General features: G+C 39.4%; 15 protein-coding genes, 1 other RNA gene and 1 other annotated feature. Of the genes, 13 read left to right on the forward strand and 3 right to left on the reverse strand.

The genetic code is table 11. The annotated features are described in order from the left end of the window. The first annotated feature begins 8 nt into the window (after positions 1 to 8). From dtd to HMPREF1210_RS01520, 4 genes are all read left to right on the forward strand, one after another. Positions 9 to 449 carry a D-aminoacyl-tRNA deacylase gene (gene dtd / locus HMPREF1210_RS01505; protein WP_016426821.1) on the forward strand — a complete coding sequence of 147 codons (441 nt, stop codon included), beginning with the start codon at positions 9 to 11 and terminating at the stop codon, positions 447 to 449. A gap of 488 nt (positions 450 to 937) precedes the next feature. Next, entirely contained in the window at positions 938 to 1,417 is a 480-nt protein-coding gene (locus HMPREF1210_RS01510) for a DUF2975 domain-containing protein (protein WP_016426823.1), read from the forward strand. A 10-nt stretch (positions 1,418 to 1,427) separates the two neighbouring features. Continuing rightward, entirely contained in the window at positions 1,428 to 1,631 is a 204-nt protein-coding gene (locus HMPREF1210_RS01515; RefSeq protein WP_036659637.1) for a helix-turn-helix transcriptional regulator, read from the forward strand. Positions 1,632 to 1,661: 30 nt separating this feature from the next. Then, entirely contained in the window at positions 1,662 to 1,880 is a 219-nt protein-coding gene (locus HMPREF1210_RS01520; RefSeq protein ID WP_016426825.1) for a DUF3955 domain-containing protein, read from the forward strand. A gap of 308 nt (positions 1,881 to 2,188) precedes the next feature. Here HMPREF1210_RS01520 and HMPREF1210_RS01525 read toward each other — a convergent pair whose 3' ends face one another. Beyond that, positions 2,189 to 3,952: a glycoside hydrolase family 13 protein gene (locus tag HMPREF1210_RS01525; RefSeq protein WP_016426826.1), complete on the reverse strand. Its 1,764-nt coding sequence runs from the start codon at positions 3,950 to 3,952 to the stop codon at positions 2,189 to 2,191. Positions 3,953 to 4,391: 439 nt separating this feature from the next. On the opposite strand from HMPREF1210_RS01525, the gene HMPREF1210_RS01530 reads away from it, so the two are divergent. The 4 genes from HMPREF1210_RS01530 (at position 4,392) to HMPREF1210_RS01550 (ending at position 9,436) form a co-directional block, all read left to right on the forward strand. Continuing rightward, positions 4,392 to 5,681: an extracellular solute-binding protein gene (locus HMPREF1210_RS01530; protein WP_016426827.1), complete on the forward strand. Its 1,290-nt coding sequence runs from the start codon at positions 4,392 to 4,394 to the stop codon at positions 5,679 to 5,681. Positions 5,682 to 5,986: 305 nt separating this feature from the next. Continuing rightward, on the forward strand, positions 5,987 to 7,273 hold the full coding sequence (locus tag HMPREF1210_RS01535; RefSeq protein WP_016426828.1) for a carbohydrate ABC transporter permease: 1,287 nt from the start codon (positions 5,987 to 5,989) through the stop codon (positions 7,271 to 7,273). A 1-nt stretch (position 7,274) separates the two neighbouring features. Next, positions 7,275 to 8,117 carry a sugar ABC transporter permease gene (locus HMPREF1210_RS01540; protein WP_016426829.1) on the forward strand — a complete coding sequence of 281 codons (843 nt, stop codon included), beginning with the start codon at positions 7,275 to 7,277 and terminating at the stop codon, positions 8,115 to 8,117. Between the two features lie 284 nt (positions 8,118 to 8,401). Then, entirely contained in the window at positions 8,402 to 9,436 is a 1,035-nt protein-coding gene (locus HMPREF1210_RS01550; protein WP_016426831.1) for a LacI family DNA-binding transcriptional regulator, read from the forward strand. 54 nt (positions 9,437 to 9,490) lie between these two features. Here HMPREF1210_RS01550 and HMPREF1210_RS01555 read toward each other — a convergent pair whose 3' ends face one another. Beyond that, entirely contained in the window at positions 9,491 to 11,059 is a 1,569-nt protein-coding gene (locus HMPREF1210_RS01555) for an SH3 domain-containing protein (protein ID WP_016426832.1), read from the reverse strand. Positions 11,060 to 11,175: 116 nt separating this feature from the next. Continuing rightward, positions 11,176 to 11,415 (forward strand) — a binding site (T-box leader). 55 nt (positions 11,416 to 11,470) lie between these two features. On the opposite strand from HMPREF1210_RS01555, the gene hisS reads away from it, so the two are divergent. The 4 genes from hisS to HMPREF1210_RS01575 all read left to right on the forward strand — a co-directional run bounded on the left by hisS (position 11,471) and on the right by HMPREF1210_RS01575 (position 15,636). Then, positions 11,471 to 12,763: a histidine--tRNA ligase gene (gene hisS, locus HMPREF1210_RS01565; protein WP_016426834.1), complete on the forward strand. Its 1,293-nt coding sequence runs from the start codon at positions 11,471 to 11,473 to the stop codon at positions 12,761 to 12,763. Continuing rightward, entirely contained in the window at positions 12,760 to 14,547 is a 1,788-nt protein-coding gene (gene aspS / locus HMPREF1210_RS01570; RefSeq protein WP_016426835.1) for an aspartate--tRNA ligase, read from the forward strand. Before hisS ends, aspS begins: the two co-directional genes overlap by 4 nt. Positions 14,548 to 14,591: 44 nt before the next feature. Next, positions 14,592 to 14,775: non-coding RNA, 6S RNA (gene ssrS / locus HMPREF1210_RS17435), on the forward strand. 96 nt (positions 14,776 to 14,871) lie between these two features. Next, positions 14,872 to 15,636 carry a ThiF family adenylyltransferase gene (locus HMPREF1210_RS01575; RefSeq protein ID WP_016426836.1) on the forward strand — a complete coding sequence of 255 codons (765 nt, stop codon included), beginning with the start codon at positions 14,872 to 14,874 and terminating at the stop codon, positions 15,634 to 15,636. A gap of 200 nt (positions 15,637 to 15,836) precedes the next feature. Here HMPREF1210_RS01575 and HMPREF1210_RS01580 read toward each other — a convergent pair whose 3' ends face one another. Further along, positions 15,837 to 17,126, reverse strand: a complete 1,290-nt coding sequence (locus HMPREF1210_RS01580; RefSeq protein WP_016426837.1) for a replication-associated recombination protein A — start codon at positions 17,124 to 17,126, stop codon at positions 15,837 to 15,839. Positions 17,127 to 17,260: 134 nt separating this feature from the next. On the opposite strand from HMPREF1210_RS01580, the gene cymR reads away from it, so the two are divergent. Continuing rightward, positions 17,261 to 17,680, forward strand: coding sequence for a cysteine metabolism transcriptional regulator CymR (cymR, locus tag HMPREF1210_RS01585; RefSeq protein ID WP_036659286.1), 420 nt, complete (start codon positions 17,261 to 17,263; stop codon positions 17,678 to 17,680). Positions 17,681 to 17,726 lie beyond the last annotated feature (46 nt).

The following is a 17,726-nucleotide window of genomic DNA, read 5'->3' on the forward strand; positions in this document are numbered from 1 at the left end:
GTTTAGTTTTGAAAGTCGTATTACAGCGAAGTTTAGAAGCAAAAGTTACAGTTAATGGGGAAGTCACCGGGCAAATCGATAAAGGTTTGGTTCTGCTCGTGGGCATTACCCATGAAGATACCGAAGAAGATGTTCGCTATGTAGCAGAAAAAGTGGCGAATCTTCGTTTGTTTGAAGATGAAACCGGGAAAATGAATCTATCCATTTTTGAAGCAAGTGGCTCTATCTTATCCGTTTCCCAATTTACACTTTATGGAGATACTAGAAAAGGCAGAAGACCGAGCTTCAGTGAAGCGGCCAAACCCGATATCGCGAAGCCGCTTTGGGATTTATTTAACGAAGAACTTCGTAATTTGAATTTACATGTCGAAACAGGTGTCTTTGGCGCAATGATGGATGTATCTTTGACGAATGACGGTCCCGTGACATTGATTGTGGAATCAAAATAAATAGAAAACACCCTTTTTCAATACGAAACCATTTCATATGGCTCGTAGTTGAAAAGGGTGTTTTTTTTATTTGGCTATGGTAAAGGATATGGTTGTTTATGTTTATCGTACATTTGCTTTTGCCACATGTTCCGCATGAGCCAACAAGTATGAAAAACACATACTTGTGGGTCTTCAAAAGTGCTGCGCCTTCGGTTACTCGTCGCAAAGAGTGTGGTAAAACTACCTTTGAAATCTATAGAGGATAGATGATTTTAAATCCAACTTTATTACAAATTACAATCATTATTATAAATGAACAACATTTAAGCAAAAGACCAGGACTCACTTTATTCATGAGTACCTGGTTTTAATTTACGCAAAATTATCCAAATCGTGGACATTTATAGTAAAGTAATAATAATTTATTGTTTTACGATAAATAAGTATTGACTAAGAATGTGTCGTAGATTATTCTAACATTAGAAAGTTGAGAAGAAGGTGAGTCATTGAAACAGAATGAATTAGCAAAGTGGTTAAAAATAATTATTGTATTTTGCTGGTTATTTGGTTTAATGTTCTGTGTCTATATTGGACCAGAAACAGGGAAGAATATATTGTTAGATTCTGATCCCTTAAAAGAGCTATATAAACCTTTAATTGCTTGTATTTGGATAACTGGCATTCCTTACTTTTTTGCTTTATGTATAGGCTGGAGTATCTGTTCAGATATTAATGTAGGCAACGATTTTACATTAAAAAATGCAAATAGGTTAAAGCGTATAAGTGTTTTAGCAATGATAGAAGGAGTTTTATATGTTTTTGCACTGCTTTATGTATTTATTAGTGGTAACTACAACACTAATCTATTAATGATTCTTTTGCTTATTCTATTTTTTGCAGTTGTTATTTCTGTATTTACTTCTTTACTTTCTTATTTAATGCATAAAGCAAGTGATATAAAGCAGGATAACGAATTAACGATTTGAGGTTAACATGGTGGTTATCATAGTTAATCTTGATGTAAAGCTGGCAAAGAGGAAAATGAGTGTTACTGAATTATCGGAAAAGCTTGGTATCACAATGGCAAACGTCTCAATTTTAAAAAATGGAAAAGCAAAAGCAATTAAGTTTTCGACATTAGAGAAAATATGTGAAGTATTAGACTGTCAGCCAGGTGATATCTTGGAATATAAAAAATGATTAAACAAACTTTTATGGAGGAAAAATGATATGAAGAAAAAATATTTTATCGCATCAACACCAATTTTTTTAGGAGTAATCTGCTTTATTGCTAAGGCCATCATTGGAAGTAATATAACACCGGATGGTACCTTAGAAGAGCCCTTCTTCTTAATCCCAATTGGATTCTTATTATTCTTCTTAGGGATTGTTTCTTTAATTGGAATGGCACTAGTTTCAATGATGAAAAAAACTCAAGTTTCGAATTAATAATGTTTATTCTTGAATGAACATTTCGTTTTATAAAAAAGTTTGATTAAAATTCACTTAGAATCCTTCAATCGAAAAGGAAAAGAAAAGAAGCCATTTTGATTATTCTTTTTTCAAAATGGCTTCTTTTTATTTATCGTAAAACATGGGTTCGCGCGATACTTTTAATCAAATTTCCTTTACTATCCCTTTATATCAATACCCTAATTGAATATGTCTTTTCTATAGAATTAGTTAAACGATGTTGTTGAAGTAAGGGAATCGATACCAATAAAATTAAATCAACATATTCGGTTAAAGAGCTTTTATTAAACAGCGTAAAATTCCACTATCTTAAAATCATATGGCAATAGCTGAATTTGTGGTGATGACCCGCTTGTAACTATTTTTTCATCTGTCCATAGATTTTTCAACGAGTTGTTTTTTATCTCATATGGAATTTGATAAGTCTGAGTTGAATTTGTAGGGTTAATCAGTACGAAAATATTCCTGTCATCCATATATCTTCGGTAAACGACAAGATTACTTTCAACCCAGTTCATAAACTGGAAATGACCATCATTGGCGAGCAATGTATGTTGTTTTCGTAATGAAATGCATTTTGTCACATGAGCTAGAAGGTCCGTATTCTGTTTCTCTTCAACCCATTCCATGCAAGCTCTGCAGCCAGGGTCTTTTCCACCTGTCATGCCAATCTCGTCCCCATAGTACATACAAGGTGACCCCATGAATGTATACATCAGTAAATAAATCAGTTTGACGCGTTTTACATCGTCCTGACATTCCGTAAGTATTCTCGATGTGTCGTGGCTGCCCACCAAATTGAACGTGACGTTCATCACATTATTTGGATAGCTTTGCAGAACAGTAGTCAGTGAGTCCATAAACTCAGTAGCAGATATGGTCTGACTGGCCAGTAGTTGCAATACATTAGTAGCGAACGGATAGTTCATTACGGCATCAAATTGATCACCGTTGAGCCAAGGCATGGCATCATGCCATACTTCCCCAAGAATATAGACATCAGGTTTTTCGTTACGGACGACATTTCGGAAATCACGCCAAAATTGGTGATCCACTTCGTTGGCAACGTCCAGTCGCCAGCCGTCAATATCAAACTCTTTTATCCAGTAAGCAGCAACATCCAGCAAATATTTTTTTACTTTAGGGTTCTGTGTATTCAATTTGGGCATTTGGGAAACAAATGCAAATGCTTCGTAATTTGGACGATCTCCTTCCTGCAAGGGAAGACTGTGCGGATAGAACCAGTTTACGTATTCTGAACCCCTTCCTTTTTCTAATACGTCCTGGAAGGGAGGGAAGTAGTAACCACAATGATTGAAAACAGCATCCAACATCACTTTGATTCCACGGGCATGACATGCCTCGACCAAGTTTCTGAAATCTTCTTTCGTTCCGAATTGAGGATCAATCGAAAAATAATCAATGGTGTCATATTTATGGTTGGATGGTGCAGTGAAAATTGGTGTAAAATAAATGCCGTTTATGCCGAGTTTTTCTAAGTAATCAAGTTGTTGCTCGACACCATGCAGATCGCCACCAAAGAAATTGTTGGTTGATGGTTCAGTTTCTCCCCATTGTTGAACGTCTTTCGGATTGTTTAATTTGTTTCCGTTGAAGAAACGGTCTGGAAAAATTTGATACCATACCGTATTTTTCACCCATTCCGGAGAATCAAACAGCTCTGACTTATGGAGGTAGGGGAAGCAGAAATAATAGCCACAATCATATATGATTTCTTCATGAAATCCTTTTTCCGATAAAACAACGGTTTCTTCGTTCGAGTGCAGTTCAAATCCGTACCGAATTCTACGGTGAGGGGGACTGATATTTACTTCCCAGTAATCGAACAATGCATCAGTTGCACATATGAATACATCTGCTCGTTGAAAAATCCATTTGTCATTTTCCCAAATATATGGATCGCCATAAATAAGGTCGATCCGTTTAACATCCGCTTTTTTTGTGCGAATCCTTATGCAAAGCGTGCCCTCGTCAAGAACAAAGGAGTAATTATTCCCTGGTCGGTGAAAAATTGCCGAACGTTCCATTCCAACACCACCTTATGTTTATTTTATATGCTCTGATAAACGATGTTGCTGAAAGAAAGGGAATCTTTATCCCTTTAATTCAAAATCAACACAAAAAGTTAACAGAGCCAATTTAAAAACTTCGTCTCAGATTAACAAAACAATTCAATCAATTCAATCCCTATTAAATTTATTGTTCTGAAAATGAGACATCCAGTCAACTAAAAAATTTCCTTTAACGATTGTTAAAAATAGTTATTGTAAAATTAGAAACAATCATTATAATTAAAACTATATTTGTGCAATCGCTTTCACAAGTTTAAAAGATTCGGAAAAGGTCTTTTGAAGACAATCATTATTTTTTTAAAAAGAGATGATAGCGTTTTCATTTTTACGAGTTTTTAGATTTGTGCAAACGGTTGTATAGGTGAGTGTTCAAAAAGATATTAGGAGGGTCATGATGAAGAAAAGTTTATTTTTAATGATGCTTGTTCTTTTATTAGCAATGCTCGGCGCTTGTGCACCTGATCGTGCAGAAAATCCAGAAACTGACGGTAAAGACTCAGATGGCAAAGACGTGGCTGAAGAGCCTAAACCAGAGAAACTTGTAATCTGGGAAGATGTTGACAAGTCAAAAGACTGGTTACCAGCTGCTATCGAATCTTTCGAAAAAGAGTATGGTATCAAAGTTGAATTTAAAGAGTTGAATATGGCTGATAAAATCCGTGATCAATTACGTCTAGATGGTCCAACAGGAAATGCTCCAGACGTTGTAACTCTTCCTCATGACCAAATCGGCCAAGTTGTAACTGAAGGACTTATTCAAGAAATTAAAGTTGAAGATTCAGTATTAAAAACATATAGCGAATCTTCAATTACTGCTCAAATGTATGATGGAAAACTTTTCGGTCTTCCTAAAGCAACAGAAACACCAGTATTTATTTATAACAAGGCATTAATGGAAAAAGCTCCTGAAACAATGGATGAGCTTTATACATTCTCTAAAGATTTCACAAAAGGTGAAAACTACGGATTCCTTGCACTTTGGGATAACTTCTACTTTGCACACGGTGCGATTGCAGGTATGGGTGGATATGTGTTCAACGAAGGCGCAGAAGGTCTTGACCGTAAAGATATTGGCTTGAACAATGAAGGCGCTGTAGAAGGTGCTGCATACATTCAAAAATGGTACACAGAAGGATTATTCCCTAAAGGTATTATAGGTGAAACTGGCGGTGCTGCAATGGACGGCCTATTTAACGAAGGTAAAGTTGCTGCAGTTATGAACGGACCTTGGGCATTCCAATCAATGAGAGACGCAGGAGTTGACATCGGAATTGCTCCAATGCCAACACTTCCAAACGGAGAGCATGTTAAAACATTCATGGGTGTTAAAGGATGGCACGTAACGAAGTTCACGAAAAATCCTTACTGGGCAACAAAACTTATCGAACACTTGTCTAATGATGAAAACTCGAAAGCTCGTTTTGAAGCAGTTTCAGAAATTCCTGCTAACGTAGCATTAGTTGAAGATCCAATTATTGCTGACAATGAAGGAGCTAAAGCTGTAGCTGTTCAATCTCAATACGCAGTGCCAATGCCAAACATTCCAGAAATGGGCGAAGTTTGGGGACCAATGGCTTCTGCACTTCAAACTGTGGCTACAGGTAAATCTGAACCACAAGCAGCTTTGGACGAAGCTGTTAAATCTATCAAAACTAACATTGAAACAAATCACCCAGCGAAATAATACTTGCTAAGTGTGTCTCCCAAGATCTACTCCGATGCCTGAGAAAGTTAATCAGTTACAACCACCTGCCATAGCTTTTTATTATGGATATGGTAGAGACTTAGGTAGCATATCACGCTGGTATCAAAATGCTGGAAAAAGACATGGGCGGTATCCTTCATTCCGGAGGGTATTGCCTATCCTTTTATTTATCCTATTAATTTCAGTTTTTCGAATAGCATACTATAAGTATTGAAAACTACAATTACCGATTGTGATACATACTCAACACTTTCTTCTATGCTGAAAAGGAGGCCAAAGCCCGAATGGAAGGTTTAACAACTGCTACTCATCATCGAAGAAATGCCACATTGCTCTCCATAATTCCTGGATTCGGACAGTTTTACAATAAGCAATTTATTAAAGGAATGATCTTTTTAATTTTAGCGGCATCGTTTGCCATCGTTTTTTCTGAGTTTTTAGGAGTAGGTTATTGGGGCATTGTCACTTTAGGGGAAATTGCTGGATTAGATAATTCAGTATTCCTGTTAATCGATGGCATCATTGCTTTAATTATCACCATCATGGGTCTATGTGTGTATGCGTTTAATTTATTTGACGCGTACCATAACGGAAAGAAACGTGATCTAGGCGAATCGGTAAACTCGGTAAGACAGCAATACCATAACTTAATAAATAATGGATTTCCCTACTTAATGATCTCACCAGGATTCTTCCTCTTGATTTTTGTTGTTATTTTCCCAATATTATTTGTCATACTTTTGGCATTTACCAATTACGATTTGTACCATTCACCACCAGGAAATTTAGTGGACTGGGTTGGATTCCAAAACTTTATTGATATTTATAAATTGGACATTTGGAGAAAAACATTCTTTGCTGTACTTGCTTGGACCATTGTCTGGACTTTCGTTGCTACAACTTTCCAAGTAGCTCTAGGGATCTTCCTAGCGATTCTTGTTAATCAAAAGGATTTGAAAGGAAAAGCAATCATTCGTACAATCATGATTTTACCGTGGGCTGTTCCATCGTTCATCACAATCTTGATTTTCTCGGGTATGTTCAACGAAACTTTCGGTGTCATCAATAAATCCATCCTTCCCTTAATAGGGCTCGAAGCTGGGTTGCCTTGGATGACGAATGAAATGTGGACGAGATTTGCGTTGATTATGATTCAGACATGGTTAGGATTCCCGTTCATTTTTGCGATGACAACAGGGGTTCTTCAATCCATTCCTGATGAATTGTATGAAGCAGCAAATGTGGACGGCGCATCCATCATGCAAAAGTTCTTCTCGATTACGTTGCCGTTAGTGTTGTATGCGACGGCGCCAATAATCATTACGCAATATACATTCAATTTTAATAACTTTAACGTTATTTTCCTGTTCAACGGGGGAGGTCCTGCGATTCCGAGCCAAAATGCCGGGGGTACCGATATCCTCATATCCTGGATCTATCGTTTGACCATGACCAGTGCACAATACGGAAAAGCGGCTGCTGTCACCATGATTCTTTCAATCATTGTCATCTCCGTAGCGTTATGGCAATTTAAACGCACGAAATCTTTCCAAGAGGAGGATATGATGTAACATGAGTAATAAAAAAAGCAGAATCATCCGCCTCACGTTATCTTATTTAGCTATTTTAGCGATGGTTGCCATTGTTGTGTATCCATTGCTATGGGTTATTGGATCTTCATTTAATCCAGGTCAAAGTTTATCAGGATCAAAAATGTTTCCCGATAATCCAACATTCAAACATTATGATTTCTTGTTTGATACAGAGAAATCCAATTACCTTCTTTGGTATTGGAATTCCATGAAAATAAGTGTCATTACGATGGTTTTAACGGTTATCTCTGTGTCATTTACAGCTTATGCCTTTTCACGATACCGTTTCTATGGAAGAAAGAACGGCTTGCTGACATTTTTAATCCTGCAAATGATTCCAAACTTTGCAGCATTAATAGCGATTTTCGTATTAGCCATCCGTACAGGTTTGATTGATACGCATCTAGGATTAATTCTTGTGTATGTAGGTGGACAAATACCGATGAATACGTATCTGATGAAAGGTTATTTGGACACCATTCCAAGAGAACTGGATGAATCGGCAAAAATGGATGGTGCAGGTCATATGCGCATCTTCTTCCAAATTGTTATGCCTTTGGCTAAACCAATCATTGCAGTAGTTGCATTGTTCTCGTTCATCGCACCTTTGGGTGATTTCATCCTCGCACGGATTTTACTACGCGATGATCAGAAATTTACACTTGCCGTCGGTCTATACGAAATGGTGGCCAAGCAGTTTGGTAATGAATTCACAAAGTTCGCAGCAGGTGCAGTATTAGTAGCAATTCCTATCGCGATTCTGTTCTTGATGTTCCAAAAATATTTCGTATCTGGTCTAACAGCAGGCGGGACAAAAGGTTAATACCCATGTTTAATTTGAATTTTTTATTAAAAGTTATGGAATCCGCGACAAAAAAACCTGCTTCTGCGGTTACTCGTCGCAAAGGTTTGGACCAACTGCTCCTGCGGTTACTCGTCGAAAAGATTATGGTCAAACTACATTTTTGGATTTTGGTTCTTTATGAGACGAAATCAAAAAATAACCACTTGAATATTAATTATTTTGTAAATTAATTCGTCAACAATCGTTATAATAGATTTATATGAATTATGGTTATGAAGTTCTTAAAGAGAGGATGAGGAGCTTTGGCCATCACAATCAAAGACGTTGCCAAACTATCAAATGTGGCACCTTCAACCGTGTCGAGGGTCATTGCGAATAACCCTCGAATCAGTGAAAAAACTAAAATTAAAGTAAGAGCTGCTATGGATGAACTAGGCTATCATCCGAATTTTATCGCTCGCAGTTTAGCCAATCAGTCAACAAGAGTTATTGGATTGGTTTTGCCAAACTCAACAGATGTATTCTTCCAGAATCCATTTTTCCCGACAGTATTGAGAGGGTTAAGTGACGGAGCTAATGAACGACATTATGCGTTGCAGATCAATACGGGGAATACAGATGAAGAGATTTTTGACGGGGTTGTACAAATGGTGCAGGGCGGACGTGTTGACGGAGTCATCCTTTTATATTCCCGGATTGAAGACAAGGTCTTGAATTATTTGAGAGAAAGAAATTTTCCATTTGTCGTAATAGGAAAACCGTTTAAAGATGTGGAGAAAATTACATATGTAGATAACGATAACTATAAAGCGACAAAAGAAGCGACGAGTTACTTGCTGAGCCTGGGGCATAAACAAATAGGTTTTATTGGCGGAGATCTGAACTTTGTGGTGACGGTCGAGCGGTTACTAGGTTTTGAAAAAGCTCTAGGTGAAGCTGGTGTTCAAAGCAACGACGATTATATTATACACAGTCAGTTTTTACGTGAAGGTGGGCAAGAGGCTATTGGGAAGCTCATCAATCTGGAAGAACCTCCTACCGCTTTGGTGGTGGCTGATGATTTAATTGCACTTGGCGTTTTGAATACATTGTTGGAAATGAATATTTCCGTCCCTGAAGACATGTCGATCATCAGCTTCAATAATGTGCTTTTTACTGAACTGTCCCATCCACCTTTAACCTCAGTTGATATCAATATTTTCGAAATCGGCTATCAGGCGGCAAAAAGTATGATTCAACTATTGGAAAATCCAAATGAACCAGTTAAGAGGATCATAGTGGACCATGAAATCATTAAACGTTGCTCATGTTCTGAAAGCACAAAAAAATATCTGTGATCTTTAAAGAAATGATAAAAAAGCTCGTCCAGAATTTATTGGACGAGCTTTTTTCTATTCCAATTGATCATCGAAATAATTGACGACTCCATTGTAAATGCCCAAAGATGCTTGTTCTCTGAATTGTTCAGTCGTCACTGCACGTTCTTCTGATGGATTACTCAGGAAACCAAGTTCAATCAAGATCGCTTGCTGACGATTTTCTCGCAGTACAAGATAATTTCCAGGCTGAGCACCGCGGTCACGCAAGGAAATTGTGTTCCCAAGGGATCGATGTACACTTTGAGCAAGTCCTTTTTGATAGCCATGCATGTAATAAGTAGTGAACCCATTAATCGCACTGCTGTCGGTTGCGTCATAATGAACACTGATAAAAGCATCTGCAGCGAGTTGATGGCCGATAGCCACGCGTTTTCGTAAGTCAACATAGATATCGGAATCACGTGTCATGACGACATTGGCACCTGCAGACTGTAATTTGCTTGCCAAAAGTTCAGATGTGCGAAGAGTAATTCCTTTTTCATCCGTTCCTCTGGCTCCTGTAGTGCCGTGATCATTTCCACCATGCCCAGGATCGACAACGATGGTTAATCCATTTAATGTGCCTTTTTTACGTTTTGATTTTGATTTCTGTTGGTGTGTTTCTTTTTCAGCGGCATCGGTAGAGATTACCCAATTGGCAACATAGCCTTTTGTGCCATTTGGCGTGTTTACTTCATACCAATCTCCAGTTTGTCCGATTGTTTCAAATGATTCGCCAGCATTTGCTCGATAGACGACTTCACCCGATGTGTCAGGGGTGGAACGCAAATTCGTACCATTGTATACGATAAAGATATTTTTGCTTTTCGTTTTTTTACTACCTTGTTCTTGTTTCGGCTTCTCGGAAGAAGTAGTACTGGCAGTTGCAGTCAACGTGCCATAAAAAGAATAGACCCAGCCACTTTCATTAGATGAAAGTTCGATCTTCACCCAATTGTGTTGTTTTTCAATAATTTTAAATTGTTCCCCTTTATTGACGTTGGCAACTTTTTTTGCTGTTAAATCTGGTTTGGAACGGACGTTAAGACTATCAACTGAAACTTCGAACTGATTTTCTTTCTTCGCGCTTTGCTTAGAAGGCTTAGAATCGTTTGTTTGAACCGTTATGTATTCTTTCGCAACAAAACCTTTAACTTGATTAAAGGAAATCTCAGCCCATTTTCCATGATCAGTCAACAGTGTCGCTTGATCGCCGGCAGAAAGTTTTGCCAGGACCGCTGCATCAGTCGAAGGTTGGGAACGGACATTCAATCTGTCTACTTTAGAAACAACAAGTTGTCCGGTCGCTTGTTTTTTTTCACCCAATTGCTTCGTGTACCAAGATGCAACCCATCCCTCAGAAGTTCCACGACGAACCTTTAACCAATCACCCTGTTGTTCAAGAACTAGCATTTGATCGCCCATTTTCATAGAAGCAATAATCGGATAGGCAAGTCCCGGTCCTGAACGTAAATGTAAATTTGATACAGTCGACTGGACATTTTCACCCTCAGCTTGTATAGATGAAGGTAGGATAAGAGATAATAATAAAAATAGTACTAGTAAAATTTGCACATTTTGTCGAAGTTGAAATTTTGTCATAAAATCCCTCCTTTTGTACATTGTAAAGACTGTTGGCTGAAAAAACTATAGCTTTCTGAAAAAAGGTTGACATCTCAAACGACAGTCATTAAGATAAGGTATAATCTGAATCAAACAAATTGCCAATGACCAAGAAAGTAGCTGTTTAATACGCTGTTAAGAGAGGGAAAGACGTGGCTGGAATCTTTCCTACAGAAGCACTCAGTGAACAACACTTGATAGGTTTTTCGTCGAAATACCCTCGCGGTGCAGTAGACGGAAACGGAACCGGTCGTTATCCGGACTTGAGAGGACACAAGCTTTTTGTGTCAATTAGGGTGGAACCGCGGAAGCTAACATTAGCTCTCGTCCCTTGCGTTTTTGCGCAAGGGGCGGGAGCTTTTTATATTGTCAATGAAAGGAGACATTAATATGTCGATTAATGTGCCAAGAGGAACAAAAGATTTACTGCCAGGTGAAACAGAAAAGTGGCAAGCAGTTGAAGAATTAATTCGGGATACGTGTCGGTTGTTTCAGTATAAAGAAATCCGTACACCTATTTTTGAACATACTGAACTGTTCACGCGAAGTGTAGGGGATACGACAGATATCGTACAAAAAGAAATGTACACGTTTACCGACAGAGGCGATCGCTCCTTAACTTTACGCCCTGAGGGAACAGCATCAGTCGTACGTTCATTTGTAGAAAATAAATTATTCGGACTGCCTAATCAACCGGTTAAATTATATTACATGGGTCCGATGTTCCGATATGAGCGTCAACAAGCGGGTCGCTACCGTCAATTCGTACAATTCGGCGTTGAAGCAATCGGAAGTAAAGATCCAGCAATTGATGCTGAAGTCATGGCACTTGCTATGAATGTCTATAAAAAAGCAGGATTGAAGAAAATTAAATTGGTTCTCAATTCTTTAGGAGATACAGAAAGCCGACAAGCTCACCGTGATGCATTAATTGCCCACTTTGCTCCTCACATCCAAGAGTTTTGTTCGGACTGTCAAAACCGTCTGCAAAAAAATCCGCTTCGTATTCTTGATTGCAAAGTAGACCGTGAGAATCCATTAATGGGCACAGCTCCTCAATTACCGGACTACTTAAATGAAGAATCTCTGACTTATTTTGAAAAAGTAAAACACTACCTTGATATTTTATCGATTAAATATGAACTCGATCCGAATTTAGTACGTGGTCTTGATTATTACAATCACACAGCTTTTGAAATCATGAGTGAAGGTGAAGGCTTTGGCGCAATAACGACTCTTTGTGGAGGCGGTCGATATAATGGGTTAGTCGAAGACCTAGGTGGACCAGATTCTCCTGGGATCGGCTTTGGTATGAGTATCGAACGATTATTATTGGCATTGGAAGCAGAAGGTGAATCGTACACAAATAGCGATTCACTCGACGTATATGTGGTAGCAATGGGTGAAGCTGCGAAAGATAAAGCCGTTTCATTCGTTTCCCAACTTCGTCAAAACAATATTTCAGCGGAAATGGATTACTTAGACCGTAAAGTGAAAGCACAAATGAAATCGGCCGATCGTCTGAACGCAAAATTCTCAGTAGTTATCGGAGATAATGAACTGGAAACGGGCAAAGTTTCACTGAAATATTTAGCAAATGGTACGCAGCAGGAATTGGCATTCGATGAAATTGTTGAACAATTTGAAGAAATCGCAACTAGAGCAATGGAGGAATTAGCATGACAAAACGTACACATCCATGTGGAGAAGTAGCAGAACAGGCAATTGGGCAACAAGTCGTATTAAAAGGATGGGTTCAAAAAAGACGTGATTTGGGCGGATTGATTTTCGTAGATCTTCGCGACCGTTCGGGCATCGTACAAATTGTTTTCAACCCGGACATTTCCCAGGAAGCGTTGGCTATCGCAGACAAATTACGTAATGAATTTGTCGTTGAAGTGAGCGGGGAAGTAGTTGCCCGTCAAGAATCACAAGTGAATCCAAACATGGTAACGGGACGTATCGAAGTTCAGGCAAATCTTGTGACCATTGTTAATGAAGCGAAAAATCCACCATTTGCGATTGAAAACCAAACAGATGTCAGCGAAGACTTACGATTGAAATATCGTTATTTAGACCTTCGCCGTCCGGTAATGTATGAAACATTTAAAATGCGTTCAGAAGTAACGAAATCGATTCGACGATTCCTGGATGAAGAAACATTCCTTGAAGTGGAAACACCAATCCTTACGAAATCAACACCGGAAGGAGCACGTGACTATTTAGTACCAAGCCGTGTGCATGACGGGGAATTTTACGCATTGCCACAATCACCTCAATTGTTCAAACAAATGCTGATGGTGTCAGGCTTTGAAAAATACTACCAGATTGCGCGTTGTTTCCGCGATGAAGATTTACGTGCAGACCGTCAACCTGAATTTACTCAAATCGACATGGAAATGAGCTTCATGTCAATGGAAGATATTCTTGAAATGAACGAACGTATGATGAAGAAAATGATGAAAGACGTCAAAGGTATTGAAATTGAAACGCCTTTCCGACGCATGAAGTACACAGAGGCAATGGATCGCTTTGGTTCTGATAAACCTGATGTCCGTTTTGGTCTTGAACTTCAGGACGTATCAGCATTGGTTGCGGATTCTTCATTCAAAGTATTTGCTGGTGCCGTTGAGAATGGTGGTCAAGTAAAGGCAATCAATGTCAAAGGGTCAGCTGACAATTATTCACGAAAAGATATCGATGCGCTAGGTGAGTTTGCCGGTCGCTATGGTGCGAAAGGTCTTGCTTGGTTAAAAGTCGATGCAGAAGGATTGAAAGGACCAATCGCTAAATTCTTTGAAGGTGAAGCAGGCGAGAAATTAGCTCAGACACTAAACGCTGAAGCAGGAGATTTATTGTTGTTCGTTGCTGACAAAAAATCGGTTGTTGCTGATGCTTTAGGTGCGCTTCGCATGAAATTAGGAAAAGAACTTCAATTGATCGATGAAAGCAAATTTGCTTTCTTATGGATTATTGATTGGCCGTTATTTGAATATGACGATCAGGAAGGCCGTTATTATGCAGCTCACCATCCATTCACGATGCCTTTCGTTGAAGACATCGAATTAATGGATACGGACCCAGCAAGCGTCCGCGCACAAGCCTATGACTTAGTGTTAAATGGCTATGAGCTAGGTGGCGGATCACTGCGTATTTATGAACGTGATGTGCAAGAAAAAATGTTCAGTATTCTTGGTTTCTCTCAGGAAGAAGCGACAGCTCAGTTCGGCTTTTTGCTTGAAGCGTTTGAGTATGGAACACCTCCGCACGGTGGTATTGCATTAGGATTGGACCGATTAGTTATGTTATTGGCTGGTCGCACAAACTTACGTGACACAATTGCTTTCCCTAAAACTGCGAGTGCCAGCGATATTTTAACAAAAGCGCCAAGCCCAGTCTCGGAAGAACAATTGAAAGATTTATCATTGGCAATTAGTATTCAGAAAAATCTAAAATCAGGTGAATGAGAGGCTTGAATTTCTAAAATAGATATGATAGGATACTTGTAACACGAATCCTGATGTGTTCGTTAATTGCCAATCGCTTTTGACCGAACAATAATATCGTCGGGAATCCTCCTTTTATAATGGCTAACATGCCCCCAGGGGACGTTATAAGTTGTAAAGTGGATACCCACCTGCTGTGTGCGGGTTCAAAACGATACGCTTCATAATGACGGCACGATTGGGATTCGTCCTACATTATGAATAATCCCTCTAGCTTGCTTCAAGCTAGAGGGTTTTTAATGATTACAATCCCGACTAAAACGATATAGATTGTGAGGACATCATATGTTACACCAATTTTCACGAAATGAATTAGCCATAGGTACTGAAGGTGTCGACCTGCTAAAAAACACGACAGTCGCTATTTTGGGTATTGGAGGCGTAGGTTCTTTTGCTGCGGAAGCATGTGCAAGAAGCGGTATCGGGAAAATCATCCTCGTTGATAAAGACAATGTAGATATTACAAACATCAATCGCCAATTGGTTGCTTATACATCAACAGTAGGACGCTCGAAGTCCGAAGTAATGAAGGAACGAATTTTGGACATCAATCCTGCATGTGAAGTACATGATTTGCACATGTTCTATACAGAAGAAACATACGAAGAATTCTTCAGCCATAACTTGGATTACGTGATTGATGCTTCTGATACTATCATTTACAAAATCCATTTAATGAAAGAATGTCTGGCTCGAGGCGTCAAAGTCATTTCAAGTATGGGGGCAGCAAATAAAACAGACCCTACACGCTTCAAAATTGCTGATATTTCTAAAACACATACGGATCCTTTGGCAAAAGTGATTCGTACGAAACTTCGTAAAGAAGGAATCTATAAAGGAATTCCTGTTGTTTTTTCTGACGAAAGCCCGATTGTCGTTCGAGAAGATGTGGTGGAAACAGTTGGTAAGCCAGATGCGAAAATTCGTAAGGCAAAAATGCCACCATCGTCGAACGCATTCGTACCGTCTGTTGCCGGATTAGTGGCAGCAAGCTGGGTTATTAACGATATTACAAAAGAAATTCCGGTAAAACGCGTACGTTCTAATTAATTTGAGAAGGCGACCCTTCAAGTTAAACTGGGGTGGCCTTTTTTCTTGTGATGAATTAGGTGATAGGGGCAACTATTCGTTCGATAGGGGCAACTTTTGTGCGGATTGGGGCAACTTTCACGTTTATAGGGGCAACTAACCAATTTCCTCCTAATTCTTCACCACAACACATAAAAAGACCTGAACCGCTCGCTGGCGATTCAGGTCTTCTTTCCTTTAAATGATTCCAACTTCTGATAAATACCCGCAAGTTTCTTTTCTTCGCCCGCGAGCACCGGATTGTAATACTTCGAACCAATCAAATTGTCAGGCAGATAGGTTTGATTGACCCAACCGCCAAATGATCCAATCGGTGTGTTGTGCGGATATAAATATCCTTCGTGTCCGAGTGCAGCTGCTCCTGCATAATGTGTATCTTTCAGATGGCTCGGGATATCGCCAACTTTTCCGGCATGAATGGAAGCAATGGCAGCATCAATTGCTTTATAAGCTGAATTGGATTTCTCCGATAAACACATTTCCACGACAGCATTTGCCAACGGAATGCGAGCTTCCGGCAACCCCAATCGTTCAGCTGCCTGAATGCTCGCAAGAACGTGCGCGCCAACTGCTGGATTTGCAACGCCGATATCTTCGTATGCCATGACAAGAAGGCGTCTCGAGACTGCTACCAAATCACCATTTTCAAGTAAATGAGCCAAGTAATACATGGCCGCATTGACGTCACTTCCGCGCACGGATTTTTGCAATGCAGATAACAAATTATAAAAATGAGACCCTTTTTTATCCCCGAACACGCCGATGCGATCGACGAGATTTTGGAGCAAAGCATCGTCTACTACAACCACGCCATCTTCATCGTCAGACGCGGAAACGACAGATTCAAGCAGAGTTAAAGCTTTTCGGGCATCACCATTTGCCGCTTCTGCGATTTTCATTTGCTGTTCTTCAGAGATATTAATCTTTTGTCGGCCCAGGCCGCGTTTGTCGTCTTGTAATGCGCGTTGTATCAATACCAATAAGTCTTCAGCCGTCAAACGTTTCAGTTGTTTGATTTCACCGCAACGGGAACGGATAGCCGGGTTTACATCATGAAATGGATTTTCCGTTGTGGCACCAATCAATACGATTGCGCCGCTTTCAACATGGGGGAGCAAAGTATCTTGCTGTAATTTATTGAAACGATGGATCTCATCAAGGAATAACAGAACTTTTCCTGTTACGCGTGACTCAGCCACCACTTCTTCTATATCTTTCTTGCCTGAGCGTGTCGCATTAAGTGCGATGAAAGAAAGATTGCTAGTACCGGCAATGGCATAAGCTAGGGATGTCTTGCCGATTCCCGGCTCACCGTATAACAAAATTGAAGGGACATGGCCGTTCGCAATCATTTTATATAAAGGTGTATGTTTTCCGATTATGTCTTGCTGACCAGCGATTTCATCCAATTTTTGCGGTCTCATTCGATAAGCAAGTGGTTCGTTTTGCATCGTGAGTACCTCCTAAATTCGTACATTTGTTCTCTAGTATACGTGTTACCGGACGAAAAGTCATTTCACAGGCGATTGGTCGGAAATGTGATATACTATGTAGATGATTTTAAGGATTATACGGGGTGAATAACGTGAGAATTTCGACAAAAGGTCGATACGGATTAACGATTATGATAGAGCTAGCCAAACAATTTGGAGAAGGTCCAGTACCTCTCCGTCAAATAGCATCAGACAATGAATTATCGGAAGCTTATTTAGAACAATTGGTTTCACCGCTTCGTAATTCGGGCCTAGTTAAAAGTGTCCGCGGAGCACACGGTGGATATATGCTTTCAAAGCCACCTCATTTAATTTCTGCCGGGGATGTCATCCGAGTACTGGAAGGACCGATTCAACCGGTGGAAGGCATTGAAAATGAAGCTCCTCCTCAACGAGAATTGTGGCTTCGCATTCGTGATGCCGTAAAAACCGTTCTGGATACTACAACGATTGAAGATTTAGCTAAATTCAGTGACACGTCATCAGATGACGGATACATGTATTACATTTAAGTGTGCGTTCAAAAAACGATTTTTGAACAACCTTTAAAAAGGAGTT

The sequence above is a fragment of the Paenisporosarcina sp. HGH0030 genome (assembly GCF_000411295.1).
Lineage (GTDB): Bacteria > Bacillota > Bacilli > Bacillales_A > Planococcaceae > Paenisporosarcina.